Here is a 16410-nt window from a genome sequence, read left to right as displayed (position 1 = left end):
GACTCTGAGTGTCCGCACCGTGGCGGGCCATGAAGACACAGGAGGAATTCCGATGCCTGCGATCACCAATTGCCTCTGGTTTCACACCCAGGCGGCAGAGGCCGCTGAGTACTATTGCGGCATTTTCAAGAATTCGAAGATCAATAAGACCAGCTATTACTCCGAAGGAGCCCCTTTCCCAGCGGGCACTGTGCTGACCGTTGACTTCGAACTAGACGGGCAGCGTTTCACCGCGCTCAATGGCGGCCCGGAATTCACTTTTACCGAGGCCATCTCGCTGCAGATCGACTGTGCGGACCAGGCTGAAGTCGATTATTACTGGGAAAAACTCAGTGCGGATGGCGGCGAGCCGGGGTATTGCGGCTGGCTCAAGGATAAGTACGGGCTGTCCTGGCAAGTGGTGCCCTCAGTCTTGGCCGATTTGATGAGCGGGCCGGACCCGGAAGCAGTCCAGCGAGCGATGAACGTTCTGATGGGGCAGCGGAAGCTCATCATCGAGGAACTGGAAAAGGCTTACAACGGCGACTGACCCGCTAATGCCCCGCTAGAAATCTTCGCAGAACCGATCCTCTAACATATCCACATGGAACTATTCATCGCCTTTGTAGGTTTTGTCGGAGGTTGGTTACTGGTGGCCGGTCCGGTCTTTCAGGCTGCCACCGAGCTGCGCGAGCACGAGGCGGCCGGCAAACGCTTCATGCCCACCCAGCCGATGCCGGATGCGCCGAAGCGGGTGTCCGCTTGGTGGTGGTTCCTGCCTCCGGTGAAGATCATCCTGGAACGGCGTCGCGGAGCCGAGTACCGAAAGTTCTACTTCGGCTTGCTCTCCGCCGACGATGCCCGGCTCATGGTCTCCTACATCAATAAGGCCACTGGCTGGATCACGGTCGGCGCCGGAGCTTTTCTGATCGCGGTCAAGGAGACTTTCGAACTGACTGAGGAGCTCCACACGCCGGGCTGGGTGTTCTGGGTGATTGTCGTGGTGCCACCGCTGTTGATCATCTCTTTCACGGTGAGCCGAGTGCAGCGCAGCGAAGCGATTTCGAAGGGCACCCTCGAAGTCTGATACCTGGCCTTCGGCTATCCGCCTGCCCCGGTTTCTGAGCATCTCGGTGTCTGAATCAGCGTGGAACATCGAATCCCTCCCCACTGAATCTGAGATTCAGTGGGGAGGGACGGTTTAGCCCACCGAAACCGCGTTTCGGTGGGCTTGAACTGACCGGTTCAAGCGGCTTTGAGGGTTTCCAACAGCGTTTCAAGCTGGTTGAGAGTGATGGTCATCCCCTCCAGCATTCCCATCTGCACGATGGCATCTCGCAGTGCATTATCGGCATAGTGAATCTCGCTGCGCACGGTGGTGACGCCGTCCTGCTCGGTGAAGGTCACGGTCGCTGTGCCTTGGGGCATCTCTTCGTTGACCTTACCTTCGGCGTCGCAGAAGGCGTCGGTCCAAACGATTTTCTCCGGGACGACGATCTCGTGATAGACCGCTTTGGACCAGAATTCTTCACCGGACTCGGCGCTGCGCATGCTGTAGAGCCATGTGCCGCCAACCCGGAAATCCATAGTCGAATTGCTCACCGGAAAGCCTTCCGGACCCCACCACTGGCGGAGCAGTTCTGATTCCGAATGAGCGCGGAAAACTAACTCCCGGGGAGCCTTGAAGCTAGCGCTGATAACGACGCCGGTGTCGACGATCTCTTTGGTTACTTCAGTCATGATCCTTGTTCCTTTTCTCGTGGTTCTTGTGGTTTTTCTTGTGGTTTGAGGGTGTTCAGCAGAGTGTCGAGACGCTGCCAACTGCCCTCCCAGAGGTTTGCGTAATGCTGGGTCCAGTCTTTGAGGTGCACGAATCCAGCGGGTTCCAGGCTGCAGGTGCGCCACTGCTGATGGACGGTGCGATTGATCAACCCGGCCTTTTCCAGGATGGTCAGATGCTTCGAAATGGCGGGGGTGCCTAACTCGAAGTGCGCGGCGAGCTCGTTGACCGTTGCTTCTTTCACGTGCAGCAGATCGATGAGCCCTCTGCGGACGGGGTGCGCCAAGGCGGAGAAGATGGCATCGAGTCGGGCTTCTTTGTCCCGGTCGATCTCATATTTTCCAAGCTTGGAAATTTCCATATATGGAAACTATCAGAAATCTCGAAGGTGAGTCAAGAGCGAATTGGTTGTTTCTTGGGAGGGATCCGGTACTCCTCCCCGGTGAATGCGAGATTTAGTGAGCGTGGGATGGTTTGCCCCACCGAAACCACGTTTCAGTGGGGGTGGCTATGGCGGTGCTCTCCGCGGGATTCTTGAGCGAGCGAGGGGTTGGAGGAATTTCAACAAGTTGAGTCACTTGCACTCAACTTCAACTTGACAATACTCGACTCAAGAGTAGAGTTGATTGCAGAGCACTCAACTTACTCAGTCGTTCAATCGAAAGGAATCCCATGTCACGTGCAGTAGGCATTGACCTCGGAACCACCAACTCTGTGGTTTCCGTCCTCGAAGGTGGCGAGCCCACCGTCATCGCGAACGCCGAAGGCGGCCGCACTACCCCCTCCGTCGTCGCTTTCTCCAAGAGCGGCGAGGTCCTGGTCGGCGAGATCGCCAAGCGCCAGGCCGTCAACAATATCGACCGCACCATCTCCTCGGTCAAGCGCCATATGGGCACCGACTGGACGCTGGCGATCGACGATAAGAAGTACACCCCGCAGGAGATCTCCGCTCGTATCCTGATGAAGCTCAAGAACGACGCCGAAAGCTACCTGGGTGAAAAGGTCACCGACGCGGTGATCACCGTTCCCGCGTACTTCAACGACGCCGAGCGCCAGGCCACCAAAGAAGCCGGTGAAATCGCTGGTCTCAACGTGTTGCGCATCGTCAACGAGCCGACCGCGGCCGCTCTGGCCTACGGTCTGGACAAGGGCAAAGAGGACGAACTCATCCTGGTCTTCGACCTCGGTGGCGGCACCTTCGACGTCTCCCTGCTGGAAGTCGGCAAGGACGACGACGGCTTCTCCACCATTCAGGTCCGTGCCACCGCCGGTGACAACCGGCTGGGCGGTGACGACTGGGACCAGCGCGTCGTGGACTACCTGCTGAACCAGCTCAAGGTGAAAGGCATCGACCTCTCCAAGGACAAGATCGCCCTGCAGCGTCTGCGCGAAGCAGCTGAGCAGGCCAAGAAGGAACTCTCCTCGGCGACCAGCACCAATATCTCCCTGCAGTACCTCTCCGTCACTCCCGACGGACCGGTTCACCTGGATGAGCAGCTGACCCGCGCCAAGTTCCAGGAACTCACCGCTGATCTGCTCGAGCGCACCAAGAAGCCGTTCAACGACGTGATCGCCGAGGCCGGCATCAAGGTCTCCGATATCGACCACATCGTGCTGGTCGGCGGCTCCACCCGGATGCCCGCCGTCACCGAGCTGGTCAAGCAGCTCGCCGGTGGCAAGGAGCCCAATAAGGGCGTCAACCCGGACGAGGTCGTCGCCGTCGGCGCTGCCCTGCAGGCCGGTGTGCTGAAGGGCGAGCGCAAGGACGTGCTGCTGATCGACGTTACCCCGCTCTCCCTCGGCATTGAGACCAAGGGCGGCGTGATGACCAAGCTGATCGAGCGCAACACCGCGATCCCGACCAAGCGTTCCGAGACCTTCACCACTGCCGATGACAACCAGCCCTCGGTGTCGATCCAGGTCTTCCAGGGCGAGCGTGAGTTCACCCGGGATAACAAGCCGCTGGGCACCTTCGAGCTGACCGGCATCGCGCCGGCCCCTCGCGGTGTGCCGCAGGTCGAGGTCACCTTCGACATCGACGCGAACGGCATCGTGCACGTCTCCGCGAAGGACAAGGGCACCGGCAAGGAGCAGTCGATGACCATCACCGGCGGTTCCAGCCTCTCCAAGGAAGACATCGACCGGATGGTCAAAGAAGCCGAGGAGCACGCAGCCGAGGACAAGGCCCGTCGTGAGCAGGCCGAGGTCCGCAACAGCGCTGAGCAGCTCGCCTACTCGGTGGAGAAGATCCTCTCCGAGAACGACGACAAGCTGCCCGAAGAGGTCAAGACCGAGGTCAAGGCCGACGTCGAAAGCCTGAAGACCGCGCTCGCCGGCACCGAAGAGGACGCCGTCAAGGCAGCCTTCGAGAAGCTCCAGGCTTCGCAGACCAAGCTCGGCGAGGCGATCTACGCCTCGGCTCAGGCTGAGGGTGCGGCCGCCGGTGCGGAAGCTCCGGCTGGCGAAGCCAAGCCTGACGAAGATATCGTCGACGCCGAAATCGTTGACGAAGACGAGAAGAAGTAGGTAGTCATGTCGGAGAACGACAACAACTACCCCAAGGATGACTCCGGCGAGGAGGCGAATAACCTTTCGTCTCCCGCCGGGGAACCGGGCCAGTCAGCGGATAGCTCGGCTGACGCCACCGAGGATCCTTTGGCTCAGGTCGAGGATATCCTGAACAATGCCGAGGTGCCCGCCGAGGAATCGGTGGCCCAGGGCAGCGATCAGGCTGACGCCGCCGAACTCAAGAACGACTTGCTCCGCTTGCAGGCGGAGTACGTCAACTACCGCAAGCGGGTCGAACGGGACCGTGCAGTGGCAGGGGAGAGCGCCGTCGTCGGCGTGCTGAACTCGCTGCTGCCGGTGCTCGACGACGTCGACGCGGCCCGGGCACACGGCGACCTCACCGAGGGGCCGTTCGCGGCCATTGCGGTCAAACTCGAAACCGCCTTGCAGACCTACGGGCTGGAGCGCATCGAGGAGACCGGAGTGCCCTTCGACCCGACAGTGCACGAGGCGCTGATCCAGCAACCCAGTGCGGACGTTCAGGTCGATTCGGTGAGCCAGGTACTGCGGGCTGGCTACCGCAAAGGCGACCGGGTGCTGCGTGCGGCCCAAGTGATTGTGGCCGTACCGGAGTAACTCCCAGAGCTGCTGCGCCGGATAGGGGCTGTGCCCGCTCCGTGGTGCCCACCACACCGCAGCCCCTACCCGGCCTCCGCAGCTACACCATCCGCAACTCAGAAATAATGCGAAACTAGAGAAACGAAAGGAGACACCTTGGCTAGTCAGGACTGGGTCGACAAGGACTTCTATGCGATCCTCGGTGTCTCCAAGGACGCCAGCGAAGCGGACATCAAGAAGACCTATCGCAAGCTTGCCCGGAAGTACCACCCCGATCAGAACCAAGGCGACGAAGCGGCGGAGAAGAAGTTCAAGGACATCTCCGAGGCCTATTCGGTGCTCTCTAACGCCGAGGACCGCGAACAGTACGACGCGATTCGCGCGATGGGTTCGGGAGCCCGGTTCAGCGCTGGCGGCTCCGGTGCTTCCGGCAGTGCGGGCTTCGACGATATGTTCGGCGGTCTCTTCAACAATGCCCGTGGTGGCCGCAGCAGCCGCGGCGGGTTCGACGCCTCCGGTCTGCCGCCGGAGTTCGCCGATATCTTCGGCGGCGCTTACCAGGGGTACCAGCAACCGCGGCCCACCAAGGGCGCGGATCGCATGGCGCAGACCACGATCTCCTTCGCTGGCTCCATCAAGGGCACCACGATCGGGCTCAAAGAGCCCTCCGGCGAAGTGATTGACGTGCGGATTCCGGCGGGAATCAAAGACGGGCAGAAGGTTCGAGTGCGCGGTAAGGGACAGGCTGGCTCAGCCGGTCCCGGCGATCTAATGGTCGCCGTGCACGTCAAGCCCCACGAGTTCTTCAGCCGGGACGGTGACAATATCAGGATTCACGTCCCGGTGACTTTCCCGGAAGCCGCACTGGGTGCGGACATTACGGTTCCCACTTTGGACGGCGAGTCGGTCAAAGTGCGGATCCCGGCCGGCACCCCTTCGGGTCGGACCCTGCGGGTCAAAGGCAAAGGTGTCAGCACCTCGAAGAGCGTCGGCGATCTGTTGGTGACGGTCGACGTCGTCACTCCGCAGAAGCTGAGTAAAGAGGCCGAGCAGGCGGTACGCGACTTTGCCTCCGCCACTGCGGAGGGTGATCCGCGTGCGGATCTGGCCGCAAAAGCGAAGCTCTAGGACCGCCGATGACCGCTTTAGTCGCCGACTCGGGGGAACATCGTGGTTGAGAATCAGCACGCCCCGATCTATGTGATCTCGGTGGCCGCCGAACTCGCTGAAATGCACCCGCAGACCCTGCGGCAGTACGACCGGCTGGGTTTGGTCTCGCCGAGCAGAGCGCCGGGGCGGTCCAGGCGCTACTCGCAGCACGACGTCGATTTGCTCCGCGAGGTGCAGAAACTCTCGCAGTCCGGGGTCTCGTTGGAAGGCATCAAACGGATCCTGGAGTTGGAAAATCAGGTCGCCGCTTTGCAAGCCAAGGTCAAGGAACTCAGTGCCCAACTCGAGGGGCGAGACGCTGCCCGGATCTTCGCCGCGGGTCTAGCCGGAGACGTGGTGCGGCTCAACCGTGGCGAACGCCCTTCGGCCCGATCCCAGGCAGTAGTGGTCTGGCGGCCGAACCGCAAAGACTGATCCCCGAAACCTCACCAGCCGTCCCATTGAGTGTTGCTGATGAGGCAGAAGTTTCGCTGAAACGGCCACATTCTTCACGTTGGTAACACTCAGTGGGACAACGGGAAAAGGAAAAAGGGTTTAGAAGGAGAATTTGCTGGCGAGCCCCAGGTGATCGCTGCCGATCGGCGCCAAGACCTCGGCCTCGTTGATCTTGAGCCCCTTGCTCAGGATATGGTCCGGGCGGGTAGCGGGGAAGCTGGAGGGCCAGCTGAAGCCGAATCCACCACTGCTGGAAAGCTTTTCCTCCAGCTGATTATTGAAGTTGTCCATGATCCGGTTGGTAGGTGCTGCATTGAAATCCCCCAGCACCAGAATCCGCTGCGAACTATCCTGACGCACTCTCTGCTGCAGATCGGTCAGCATCTCGTCCCGGGCCTGATGGTCACCACCGCTCACCGAAGCCCCGTGGATCACGTACACGCTGAGATTCCCTGAAGGGCTTTGCACCGTGGCGTGCAGTGCGCGGTAGGAGGAGAACCCCTTCAAATCAAGGCCAGCCGAATCCTTGAAAGGAAATTTGCTGAGCAGCGCCACCGTGCCGACCCGCTCTTGGTAGGGGTATTTGGCTAGTAACTCCCCCAGGACTTCGGGATTTTTGACTTCCTGCAGCGCCACTAGGTCGGCGTTTTTAGCGATCAGCGCGGCATTGGCTGAGAGCGAGCCATTATCGCCCTCCAGGTTCTGAGTCGCCACACTCAGAGTGCCCTGTCCCACCGCGGTAGTGTTACCGGGCAAAATCGCGGGGACAAAGGTGATCGCCCAGACCACTACGGGCACCAGCCAAGCAAACCACGCGGCCCAGGACCGGGAACGGATCGCCGGGATCAACAGGACGACACTGAGCAAGCCCAGCCAGGGCAGGAAGCTTTCCAGGCCCATCGTCCATTCCCCGATATCGGGGATCAGCCGGTGCGCTCCCAAGACCACGGCCAGGAACAGACTGAAAAGGACGACCACGGTGGTGGCGAACGGGCGTACCCTACGGCGTGCAGACCGGTATTGAGGCGGCGCGGCAGGCCGACGTTCGTCGGGGTCTAGGCGGTACATTACGGTGGTATCCATCAATTCACCATGACCGCTGATGCTGTGTGAACCCTGTAGAAATCGCACGGTTGTGTAACACCCATCAAGGAGATGGCCGGTTTTGCCGCTTCAGCACTACCCACTCATACCTCGGTCTGATTTTCATCTGAGAAATTGCTGAGGCCCGTTCCAGGGAGTTTTCTGAGCCTTTCCGCCTCGTGAGGAAGCTAGGCGGACTTTCGATATGTCAGATCGTGGATCTCACGGCCGGCCTGGATAGCCTTGTTCTCGAAGCTCGTGATCACCCGACCTTCGAATCGCGGGGCCCAGGCACTGTGCAGATTGACCAGCGAGGAAGCCTCGCCGACCTCGAGCATCTGCTCGGCATAGTGCTGCCAGTCCGTGGCCAGGCGCCAGAGCCCGCCTGGCGCCAATGCCCCAGCCACCAACTCGGCGAAGGACGGCGTCACTAAGCGTCGCTTTTCGTGTCGGCTCTTGGGCCAGGGGTCGGGAAAGAAGGTCCAGATTTCGCTCACCGTGCCCTGCGGAATCATTGAGCTCAAGACCTCCGGGGCATTCGCCTGCACGACTCTCAGATTCTGCAACTCCAGGGCGGCGGCTCGCTGGATGGTCTGGGCCAAGCCCGGCAGATAGACCTCAACCGCGAGAAAATCTCGTTCCGGCTCTGCGGAGGCGGCGTGCACGATGGCCTCACCCAGTCCTGAGCCGATTTCGACCACGAGTTCAGCTTGCCTGCCGAAGACTGCTGCGGCATCGAGCCGGTACTCCGGATCGACGGAAGTGTCGGCGATCAGCCGGGGAACCTCCAACAGATAGTGTTCGCTGTGCTCTTCCCAGGCTTTCTGACGGCGTCCCTGCAGGCGGCTTCCCCGGCGCACGAAGGAGACCGGTTGCGGGCGATAGGTGCTTTCATTCATGGTGACTCAAGCCTAGCCGAGACCGTGAAGCTGCTGTTCTCCCGGAGGAAAAGCTGCCCGGCTGCGGGTCGATCAACCGGGAGAAGATCGGAAAGAGGGCAGTCATCAGGTGAGATGGCACACTAAACCGGGTTAAATCCGGTTCTGCTGATAAACTATTAATACTTGATGTGTTTACGCATCCTGCGTCGATAGAACGCGAACGTTCGGTCCCGTGTTTCCAACGGTTGACTGTGCAGCTTTTGAGCTTTTCTTCGGCGAACCCCTGTGCCAACCGGTCACGGGGACCGTGCCTGCGCAGCTCAAACTGGGTAGGCTCAGCCTGAAAGATATCTTCTTGCAAACCTTTGCTTCCTTGGGTGTGCCCAAGACCCTTGTTTCCCTGCTCGATGCCCAGGGCATTGCAGCTCCCTTCCCGATTCAAGCTAAGACCCTGCCCGATTCCCTGGGCGGCCGTGATGTCTTGGGCCGCGGCCGCACTGGCTCCGGTAAAACCCTGGCCTTCGGACTTCCCCTGGTGGCGCGGCTCGCTGAGGCCGAAGCCGCTTACCGGCGCAAACCGGGCCGCCCCTTGGGCCTGGTCCTGGCGCCGACTCGTGAGCTGGCCACCCAGATCAACGCCACCATCGAGCCGCTGGCCAAAGCCCTGGGCTTGAACACCACGGTGATCTATGGTGGCGTCTCCCAGCAGCGCCAAGAGCGTGCGCTGCGCGCCGGCGTCGATATTGTGATTGCCTGCCCGGGCCGGCTAGAAGACCTGATGGGGCAGAAGATCATTTCCCTCGAAGCAGTGGAAATCACTGTCCTCGACGAGGCTGATCATATGGCGGACCTCGGCTTCCTGCCGGTCGTCAAACGACTGCTCGACACCACGCCGAGCCAGGGGCAGCGCTTGCTGTTCTCGGCCACCCTCGACAACGGGGTGGATAAATTGGTGCAGCGTTATCTGAGCTCTCCGGTCACCCACTCGGTGGACGAGCCCAAAGCAGCTGTCTCCACCATGGAGCACCACGTTCTGGCGGTGGCGGATCAGACCGTCAAGAAGCAGCTGATCGTGGAGCTCGCCTCCGGCAAGGGACGGCGGATGCTCTTCATGCGCACTAAGCACCATGCGCGGAAGCTCGCCAAGACCCTGACAGACGCCGGCATTCCCGCCGTCGATCTGCACGGCAACCTCTCGCAAAACGCCAGGGATCGTAACCTCGCCGAGTTCTCCTCGGGCGATGTACGCGTGCTGGTGGCCACCGATGTGGCGGCTCGCGGCGTGCACGTGGACGACGTCGAACTGGTGATCCACGTCGATCCGCCCACCGAGCACAAGGCGTACCTGCACCGCTCGGGCCGGACCGCTCGCGCCGGTTCGGAAGGCACTGTAGTGACCATCTCGCTGCCCGAGCAGCAGCAGGACGTCAAGAAACTGATGCGCTCAGCCGGGGTAGACGTGGCCTTTGAAAAGGTCACTGCCAGCTCGCCGCTGATCGCCAAGCTGGTGGGCGAGGTTGCCGACCGGGTGGATCCGAGGACTCGCGCAGCGCTGCTCGCTGCTAAGGCCCCCAAACAAGAACCCGGCAAGTCGACCGGTGCTAATGCCCAGCGGAAGCGCGCTCGCCGTCAGGGCGGTTCAGCCGCGGCGCCCGCCGCCGGTAACCGTCAGGAACGCCGTCGCGATCAGCCGCAGGCCAAGTACTTCGCAGCGGATGCTTCAGAGGGCGGCCGTACCGGAGGCCGCAACGGACAGCGCCGTGGTGGCCAGGCAGCCGGAGGCCAGGGCGCAGCCCGTCAAGCCGGTGGTCAGCAGCGATCATCCACGGGTCAGCGCTCCACGAGTCAGCATGCTGCCGGGCAGCACACCTCCTCGGGTCAGCACTCGGCTGGTCAGCGTGGCATGAGCCAAGGGGCGGGCACCACCGGCCATGCTGCTTCGGCACAGCGCCGCAGCAGGCCCTCTGGCCCGCGTCGCGCCGGTGCTCCGGCGTCCAACGCGCGCCGCGGCTAAAGATTGGTGCGCTCCCATAGTGTCGCCTTCGTCGCCACGATGGGCCCCTCGCGCACCACTCTAGGTGCGCTCCTCCTTGCCTCCGGCGAAGGGGCGGGGCCCTCGCCAAGATTCCTTGGTGCGCTCCCGTAGTAGGGTCGCCTTCGTCGCCACGATGGGGCCCTCGCGCACCACGCTAGGTGCACCTAAATAATTGCTGGAAATGCTCGTCACCTTATGGTGGCGAGCATTTCTGTTGAGCGATTCTTCAAACTGCTTATCTAGTCGGTGGTACTCGCTTCCAGACTGATCACCGCGATGAAACCTCGACCGGTAAGCTCCGGAGGGGTGGCCGCACCCTGGACGGCGTCGAAGCGCTGCAATTCGGTTTCGTCCTGGAGCTGTGCACTTCCCTGAAGAAGCACCACCCACTGGTCTTCGAAGACCGGATGCGGGCGTTTCTTGGAGAGCTCCAGCACGGTGACGAAGCCGTGGAACGCTCCGCGCCGGGTCATCAGATTGAGATCTTTGCCCGGCCCGGTCGGCAACTCAGCGCTGGTCTCGGCGTCCCCGGAAAAGCGAAAAGGCCGATATTTCTCCAGACCGTGCTCCGCTCCGTCCACCGTGAGCAAGAGGAATTCGCCGTCGATCAGCGTGATGATTCGGTCGATTCCGGCTAAGGCCGAAAATGGCCCGGGCTTGCTCACCTCGGCAATGCTGATTCGCCAGTCAGGAATTCCGTCGTCGGTACTGGCCGAGGCTATCACCCTGGTGATCCCGCCGCCGTTCTGCCAGCGCTGTGCTTTGAGGTCCTGATATCTCACGAGCTGCATCAGTCATCCACCGTTTCCACGCTGATCACTCGAATCCGCCGCGGCTCGCTGCGCCGACGTCGTACTTGCCGCCGAATTCTGTTCGCCACGACGCCGAAGACCATGGCGAGCACGAGCGCGGCCAGCAATTTCACCAGAAAAGGCCAGCTGACCAGGGAGAGCAGCAAATAGATCAGCACGAACCCGCCGATCTGCAGGCCCAGCTCTAACCAGTTAACTCTTCCTCGCATCCACCCAGCATAAGGCCATCCCGGCCAACCCAAACCAGCCGTCCCACTGAGTGTGAAAGAAGTTGCTGATGTTGCATGGATTACGGCACATCTGCAACACCAGCAACATTCAGTGGGACAGCTGGTTAAAGAAGGAGCGGGTTAGTTGGCGGTTTTGTCTTTGAGGGCGTGCCGCGGGCTGTCCGGGTTCATCAGCGAGTGCTTTCGACTGTAGAAGAAGTAGACCACCAAGCCGATGATCAGCCAGATCACGAAGCGCAGCCAGGTCTCCCAGTGCAACTGAGCGATCAAGTACCCGGAGGCGAGCACGCCGAAAGCGGGGATCACCGGCATCCAGGGCAGCTTGAAGCTCCGCGGGGTATTGGGTTTGGTGTAACGGAAGGCGATCACCGAAACGCAGACCACCACAAAAGCCGCCAGAATGCCGATATTGGTCAGGTCGGCGACCTCCCGGATCGGGAAAATACCAGCCAGCACGGCGGAGCCGACGCCAGCGATCCAGGTCACCCGTTGCGGAACACCGCGCCGATCCACCTTGGAGAACCACTTGGGCAGCAAGCCATCGCGGCTCATTGAGAACCATACCCGGGTGACGCCGAGCAGGAAGGTCAGCATCACGGTGATGATGGAAATCACCGCGAAGACCGAGATGATGGTAGCGATCACCGGCAAGCCGACGCTGGTGAAGGCTGAGGCGAAGCCTGCCTTGGGATCGATGTCCTGGTAGTTCTGCATCCCGGTGAGCACCAGGGTCGCACCGACGTAGAGCACCATGGCGATTACCAGTGACAGGATGATGGCCTTCGGCATGTGCTTCTTACCGTCGACGGACTCTTCTGCTGCGGTGCTCATCGCGTCATAGCCGAAAACCGCGAAGAACACGGTGGCTGAGCCGGCGATCACCGGACCGAAGCCGAAGGGCATGAACGGCGAGTAGTTATTGGTGTTGATGTAGAACATGCCGAGCCCGACAATGAACAGGATCAGCAGGATCTTCAGCGCCACCGCGATGATCTCGAAGCGGCCCAGCGCTTTAGTGCCGCGGCTCAGGATGAAGGTGACCAGCAAGCAGATCACGATCGCCGGAAGATTGATCAAACCGCCTTCGGAATCAGCGGTTTGTGACATCCAATCCGGCAGGTGAATTCCGAAACCGGAGAGGAAGGCATCGAAGTATCCCGAGATGCCGATCGCCACTACCGCGACGATGGCGATGTATTCCAGGAGCAGATCCCAGCCGATGAACCAGCCCGCGGCTTCGCCCAGCGCGACGTAGCCGTAAGTGTAGGCGGACCCGGCGCGAGGCACCATTCCGGCGAACTCGGCATAGGAGAGCGCTGCCGCGGCAGACGCCGCTCCGGCGATCAGGAAGGAGATCAGCACCGCCGGGCCGACCGCGGGATTGTTGATATCTCCATGGGCCACCAGCCCGGCGAGTGAGAAGACTCCGACGCCGACGATGCCGCCCACGCCGATTGCCGTCAGCTGCCAGAGCCCGAGGCTTTTCTTGAGACCGCTTTTGCCGCTTTCCTCCTCAATCTCGTCCACTGGCTTTCGCCGCCAGATTGAATAGGGGTTGGCTACCCGTGCCATCACTGCCTCCAGAACGTCTTTGTCATTGAAAAGCTATTGTCGCGGAACGTTCAGTGTAGCCGGGCCGGATGCGCTCGTGCAGTTATTCGCGGCCGTATGACACCCAGCTCGGGGTATCCGAGCGGCTGCCCACCACTGCTTCGGCGGCTTGATCCAGTGCACTCAGCTGGGTATCGCTGAGCGTGAGTGAGATTGCTCCGAGGTTCTCATCGATCCGCGAGGCACGACGCGTACCGGGGATCGGCACCACCGGAAGGCCCAGTCGGCCGCCTTGTGCGAGCAGCCAAGCCAGGGCTACCTGAGCTGGCGTGACGGTTGCCTCGGTGCTGCTCAATTCTCCGGCCACCCGCACGACCACCTCGACGACCGTCTGATTGGCGTCAACGGCGCCATCGACGAAGCGAGGCATCCGCCGTCGGATGTCGCCTTCGGCGAGTTCCGAGCTATTGACGGTACCGGTGAGGAATCCTCTGCCAAGCGGCGAGTAGGGCACGAAGCCAACTCCCAGTCGGGCAGCAGTAGGGACCACGCTGCGTTCGACGTCGCGACTCCAGATGGACCACTCGCTCTGCACCGCGGCGATCGGGTGCACCTTGACAGCCCTTTCCAGTTCACTCGCGGTGACCTCGGAAAGCCCCAGATGCCGCACCTTGCCTTCCTGCACGAGTTCGGCCATCGCCCCGACGGTCTCTTCGATCGGCACTCGAGGGTCTAACCGGTGCAGGTAGTAGAGATCGATCACCTCAGTATTCAGGCGCTTCAGGCTGGCAGCCGCCGATTCTCTGACATAAGCGGGATCTGCCCGGACTTCACGCTCGCCGGTGGCCGGATTGCCCGCGATGCCGAACTTGGTGGCCAGTTGTACTTCTTCACGCCGGTCTTTGAGCAGCTCGGCGATCAGCTCCTCATTGGCACCCATGCCATAGACGTTCGCGGTGTCGATGAAGGTGATGCCAGCATCCACCGCGTGATTCAAGGTGGCCAGCGATTCCACCGGATCGGCTGGGCCGTACACCGGGGTGAGCGCCATGCCACCGAAGCCGAGCGGGCTGACCTGCAGGCCATCTCCGAGATCAATCGTCATATCAGAATTCCATTTCGTCACTGTTGAGCTTTTCAGATTCCAGGCATTCCTGGTTCCGGGAGATCGCCTCACCGTAATAGGCGATCTTATGATCGACCATTTCCAGATCAGATCGCACTTGTTGCAGCTGGGCAAGCACCTTGATTCGATGTTCCAGCAGCAGCGTCATTCGTTCTTGATGTGTTTCGCTGCCGCCAGCCAGAAGCTGAACGAAGCGCTGCATATCGTGTACCGACATTCCGGTCCGGCGCAGCTTGACCAACAGCATGATTCTGGAGAGATCCGTCTCGTTGTACTGACGACGACGGTCGCCACCTCGGGTGATGTGAGGAAACATGCCCTCACGTTCGTACCAGCGCAGGGTGTCCTGGCTCAGCCCGGTGGTCTGGGAGATCTCCGAGATCGACATCGCCCGGCCTTCAACTCCGCTCGAGCTCTGTACCCCTGAAGAGGGGCTTGCTGTGGTTCGCTTCGGTCCGGTCATATATTCACCGTATGACCTGGAGTGCACTCCAGGTCAAGAAGAACTTTTCCCGTTCCCGGCCCGAGCCCTTCGGTCACTCGCTGGGAACGATCACTTTGCCCAGTGGCATCAGGGAGACTGGAATGAGTTTCAGATTGGCGATGGCCAAGGGAATGCCGATGATGGTGATCGCCATCGCAAGTGCGGTGAGAACATGACCGATGGCGATCCAGATCCCGGCTACCAGAAGCCAGATGACGTTGCCGAGAGTGGTTAGTATTCCCGGCCCTTGTGGTTTGTCGACGACGGTGCGGCCGAAGGGCCACAGTGCGTAGCCCGCGATCCGGAAAGAAGCCACGCCCCACGGAATGGTGATGATCAGAATGCAGCAGAGCACTCCCGCTAGGAAATAACCGAGGGCCAGCCAGATACCGCCGAAGACCAGCCAGATAACGTTCAGAATCGCTTTCACTTCTCAATTCTGTGCTATCCGACGGCGCGGCGCATCAGGGATGTCCCTGAAATCAGCTGATTGCCGTGCGGGCTGCTTAGTGTGAGGGCTGAGCCTCCGCATTCTGCTTGACGGTTTCCAGGGCGAGTTCGACCATAGCGCTGAAGGTTTGCTGACGCTCTTGGGCGCTGGTGGCTTCTTCGGTCAGGATGTGATCGGAGACGGTGGCAACCGTCAGAGCCTGCGCCCCGTACTTGAGCGCCAGGGTGTACAGCACCGAGGTCTCCATCTCAATCGCGAGCACACCGTAATCGGCAAGTTGCATGGCGAGTTCGGGCCGCCCGTTATAGAACAGATCCGAGGAGAAGAGCCCGCCGACTTTCGCGTTGAGGCCACGGCTTTCGGCGTTGTCGGCGGCGTACCTCATCAAGTTGAAATCCGCCCCCGGGGCGAAATCAATACCGTGAAATTGCAATCGATTGATCGCTGAATCGGTGGAGGCGGTGTTCGCGATAATGACGTCTCGCAGTTTGACCTGGTGGGAGATCGCACCGCAGGTGCCCACCCGGATGATGGTTTTCACGCCGTAGTCCTTGAGTAGCTCAGTGGCGTAAATCGACATTGAGGGCTGGCCCATTCCGCTGCCCTGCACCGAGACGGGAACCCCCTGGTAGGTGCCGGTATAACCGAACATATTCCGCACGGTGTTGTACTGCCGGGCATCCTCCAGGAAGGTCTCGGCGATCCACTGCGCCCGCAAGGGATCGCCAGGCATCAGGACATGAGGGGCGATTTCTCCGGGCTGCGCAGCCAAATGGATAGACATATCACCAGCCTAGCGTGCCGAGAAGGGGCACCTTCGCCTGAGCAGCAGAAAATCAGGACGTCGGCTCGGCCTGATAGCTGGCGCGCAGGAAAGGTAAGAATTCGGCGGTATTGCCGACGGCGATCTCCACCTGATAATCCAGCGTCTCGCTCAGCAGCCAGCGGTGCCGGGCCTGGCCTCGCGGCGTCGTCTTGATCAGCGAGAGCCTGGATTCCTGAAGGTTGCCCCGAGCTGGCTCCAGGGGCGGAAAGCCGAAGCTATCGAAGGTGAAGAGCCAGATTTCACCATCGGCCTGCTGCTGGTAGACCTCATGGGCCAGGAACTCGCTGCCGTCGGCGCGGTGCTGGCGATAATCGCGCAGCAGCACGCCGGGCGGGCCAGCAGTGACGATGAATCGACCGAAAGCTGTTCCGGCCTGCGACCAAGGGGAGTCGAACATTTCCTCTTGCCCGGACCAGGAGCCGAGCATCTTATCCATCATGA

General features: G+C 61.0%; 20 protein-coding genes. 7 read left to right on the top strand and 13 right to left on the bottom strand.

Going from position 1 to position 16410, the window contains the following annotated elements; genetic code table 11:
- Nucleotides 1-52 precede the first annotated feature (52 nt).
- Nucleotides 53-529 carry a VOC family protein gene (locus ABDK06_RS06630; protein ID WP_394940174.1) on the top strand — a complete coding sequence of 159 codons (477 nt, stop codon included), beginning with the start codon at nt 53-55 and terminating at the stop codon, nt 527-529.
- A 54-nt stretch (nt 530-583) separates the two neighbouring features.
- The gene (locus ABDK06_RS06625) at nt 584-1066 is read left to right on the top strand and encodes a hypothetical protein (protein ID WP_394940172.1); all 483 of its coding nucleotides are present in this window, start codon (nt 584-586) and stop codon (nt 1064-1066) included.
- A 158-nt stretch (nt 1067-1224) separates the two neighbouring features.
- Here ABDK06_RS06625 and ABDK06_RS06620 read toward each other — a convergent pair whose 3' ends face one another.
- A complete protein-coding gene (locus ABDK06_RS06620) occupies nt 1225-1719 on the bottom strand; it encodes an SRPBCC domain-containing protein (protein ID WP_394940170.1) in 495 nt (164 codons plus the stop codon).
- Nucleotides 1716-2120, bottom strand: a complete 405-nt coding sequence (locus tag ABDK06_RS06615; protein WP_394940168.1) for an ArsR/SmtB family transcription factor — start codon at nt 2118-2120, stop codon at nt 1716-1718. Before ABDK06_RS06615 ends, ABDK06_RS06620 begins: the two co-directional genes overlap by 4 nt.
- A gap of 311 nt (nt 2121-2431) precedes the next feature.
- On the opposite strand from ABDK06_RS06615, the gene dnaK reads away from it, so the two are divergent.
- The 4 genes from dnaK (at nt 2432) to ABDK06_RS06595 (ending at nt 6469) form a co-directional block, all read left to right on the top strand.
- Nucleotides 2432-4285 (top strand): molecular chaperone DnaK, encoded by a 1854-nt coding sequence (gene dnaK / locus ABDK06_RS06610; protein ID WP_394940166.1) that lies wholly within the window; start codon nt 2432-2434, stop codon nt 4283-4285.
- 6 nt (nt 4286-4291) lie between these two features.
- Entirely contained in the window at nt 4292-4903 is a 612-nt protein-coding gene (locus ABDK06_RS06605) for a nucleotide exchange factor GrpE (protein ID WP_394940164.1), read from the top strand.
- A 138-nt stretch (nt 4904-5041) separates the two neighbouring features.
- On the top strand, nt 5042-6013 hold the full coding sequence (locus ABDK06_RS06600) for a DnaJ C-terminal domain-containing protein (RefSeq protein ID WP_394940162.1): 972 nt from the start codon (nt 5042-5044) through the stop codon (nt 6011-6013).
- Nucleotides 6014-6052: 39 nt separating this feature from the next.
- Entirely contained in the window at nt 6053-6469 is a 417-nt protein-coding gene (locus ABDK06_RS06595; RefSeq protein WP_394940810.1) for a heat shock protein transcriptional repressor HspR, read from the top strand.
- Nucleotides 6470-6589: 120 nt separating this feature from the next.
- Here the strand turns inward: ABDK06_RS06595 and ABDK06_RS06590 are convergent, their stop codons facing one another.
- Together ABDK06_RS06590 and trmB are read right to left on the bottom strand one after the other, a co-directional pair.
- Nucleotides 6590-7573, bottom strand: coding sequence for an endonuclease/exonuclease/phosphatase family protein (locus tag ABDK06_RS06590; protein WP_394940160.1), 984 nt, complete (start codon nt 7571-7573; stop codon nt 6590-6592).
- A 188-nt stretch (nt 7574-7761) separates the two neighbouring features.
- A complete protein-coding gene (gene trmB, locus ABDK06_RS06585; protein ID WP_394940158.1) occupies nt 7762-8472 on the bottom strand; it encodes a tRNA (guanosine(46)-N7)-methyltransferase TrmB in 711 nt (236 codons plus the stop codon).
- Nucleotides 8473-8809: 337 nt separating this feature from the next.
- Between trmB and ABDK06_RS06580 the strand changes: the two genes are divergently transcribed.
- Entirely contained in the window at nt 8810-10468 is a 1659-nt protein-coding gene (locus ABDK06_RS06580) for a DEAD/DEAH box helicase (protein ID WP_394940156.1), read from the top strand.
- Nucleotides 10469-10528: 60 nt separating this feature from the next.
- On the opposite strand, the gene ABDK06_RS06575 is transcribed toward ABDK06_RS06580, so the two are convergent.
- The 9 genes from ABDK06_RS06575 to ABDK06_RS06535 form a co-directional block, all read right to left on the bottom strand.
- The gene (locus ABDK06_RS06575; RefSeq protein WP_394940154.1) at nt 10529-10681 is read right to left on the bottom strand and encodes a hypothetical protein; all 153 of its coding nucleotides are present in this window, start codon (nt 10679-10681) and stop codon (nt 10529-10531) included.
- A 47-nt stretch (nt 10682-10728) separates the two neighbouring features.
- Entirely contained in the window at nt 10729-11280 is a 552-nt protein-coding gene (locus ABDK06_RS06570) for a HutD/Ves family protein (RefSeq protein WP_394940152.1), read from the bottom strand.
- Nucleotides 11280-11510, bottom strand: coding sequence for a hypothetical protein (locus ABDK06_RS06565; protein ID WP_394940150.1), 231 nt, complete (start codon nt 11508-11510; stop codon nt 11280-11282). Before ABDK06_RS06565 ends, ABDK06_RS06570 begins: the two co-directional genes overlap by 1 nt.
- Before the next feature lie 141 nt (nt 11511-11651).
- Entirely contained in the window at nt 11652-13103 is a 1452-nt protein-coding gene (locus ABDK06_RS06560; protein WP_394940148.1) for an amino acid permease, read from the bottom strand.
- 82 nt (nt 13104-13185) lie between these two features.
- Nucleotides 13186-14187, bottom strand: coding sequence for an aldo/keto reductase (locus ABDK06_RS06555; protein ID WP_394940146.1), 1002 nt, complete (start codon nt 14185-14187; stop codon nt 13186-13188).
- Nucleotide 14188: 1 nt separating this feature from the next.
- Entirely contained in the window at nt 14189-14671 is a 483-nt protein-coding gene (locus ABDK06_RS06550; RefSeq protein WP_394940144.1) for a MerR family transcriptional regulator, read from the bottom strand.
- Nucleotides 14672-14744: 73 nt separating this feature from the next.
- Nucleotides 14745-15122, bottom strand: coding sequence for a YccF domain-containing protein (locus tag ABDK06_RS06545; RefSeq protein WP_394940142.1), 378 nt, complete (start codon nt 15120-15122; stop codon nt 14745-14747).
- A 76-nt stretch (nt 15123-15198) separates the two neighbouring features.
- Nucleotides 15199-15927 carry a purine-nucleoside phosphorylase gene (deoD, locus tag ABDK06_RS06540; protein WP_394940140.1) on the bottom strand — a complete coding sequence of 243 codons (729 nt, stop codon included), beginning with the start codon at nt 15925-15927 and terminating at the stop codon, nt 15199-15201.
- A 52-nt stretch (nt 15928-15979) separates the two neighbouring features.
- Nucleotides 15980-16408 (bottom strand): hypothetical protein, encoded by a 429-nt coding sequence (locus ABDK06_RS06535; protein WP_394940138.1) that lies wholly within the window; start codon nt 16406-16408, stop codon nt 15980-15982.
- Nucleotides 16409-16410 lie beyond the last annotated feature (2 nt).

Source organism: Psychromicrobium ferritrahens (genome assembly GCF_043789415.1).
Lineage (GTDB): Bacteria > Actinomycetota > Actinomycetes > Actinomycetales > Micrococcaceae > Renibacterium.
Note: the sequence above shows the minus strand (reverse complement) of the source record. Positions and strands in the feature narration are given on the sequence as shown.

Bases quoted from the DNA above. Each gene is read 5' to 3' on its own strand.
- ABDK06_RS06615 (WP_394940168.1), bottom strand. From the start codon at position 2,120: ATGGAAATTTCCAAGCTTGGAAAATATGAGATCGACCGGGACAAAGAA.
- ABDK06_RS06565 (WP_394940150.1), bottom strand. From the start codon at position 11,510: ATGCGAGGAAGAGTTAACTGGTTAGAGCTGGGCCTGCAGATCGGCGGG.
- ABDK06_RS06535 (WP_394940138.1), bottom strand. From the start codon at position 16,408: ATGATGGATAAGATGCTCGGCTCCTGGTCCGGGCAAGAGGAAATGTTC.
- ABDK06_RS06550 (WP_394940144.1), bottom strand. From the start codon at position 14,671: ATGACCGGACCGAAGCGAACCACAGCAAGCCCCTCTTCAGGGGTACAG.
- ABDK06_RS06620 (WP_394940170.1), bottom strand. From the start codon at position 1,719: ATGACTGAAGTAACCAAAGAGATCGTCGACACCGGCGTCGTTATCAGC.
- ABDK06_RS06555 (WP_394940146.1), bottom strand. From the start codon at position 14,187: ATGACGATTGATCTCGGAGATGGCCTGCAGGTCAGCCCGCTCGGCTTC.
- ABDK06_RS06560 (WP_394940148.1), bottom strand. From the start codon at position 13,103: ATGGCACGGGTAGCCAACCCCTATTCAATCTGGCGGCGAAAGCCAGTG.
- ABDK06_RS06625 (WP_394940172.1), top strand. From the start codon at position 584: ATGGAACTATTCATCGCCTTTGTAGGTTTTGTCGGAGGTTGGTTACTG.
- ABDK06_RS06590 (WP_394940160.1), bottom strand. From the start codon at position 7,573: ATGGATACCACCGTAATGTACCGCCTAGACCCCGACGAACGTCGGCCT.
- ABDK06_RS06605 (WP_394940164.1), top strand. From the start codon at position 4,292: ATGTCGGAGAACGACAACAACTACCCCAAGGATGACTCCGGCGAGGAG.
- dnaK (WP_394940166.1), top strand. From the start codon at position 2,432: ATGTCACGTGCAGTAGGCATTGACCTCGGAACCACCAACTCTGTGGTT.
- trmB (WP_394940158.1), bottom strand. From the start codon at position 8,472: ATGAATGAAAGCACCTATCGCCCGCAACCGGTCTCCTTCGTGCGCCGG.
- deoD (WP_394940140.1), bottom strand. From the start codon at position 15,927: ATGTCTATCCATTTGGCTGCGCAGCCCGGAGAAATCGCCCCTCATGTC.
- ABDK06_RS06630 (WP_394940174.1), top strand. From the start codon at position 53: ATGCCTGCGATCACCAATTGCCTCTGGTTTCACACCCAGGCGGCAGAG.
- ABDK06_RS06570 (WP_394940152.1), bottom strand. From the start codon at position 11,280: ATGCAGCTCGTGAGATATCAGGACCTCAAAGCACAGCGCTGGCAGAAC.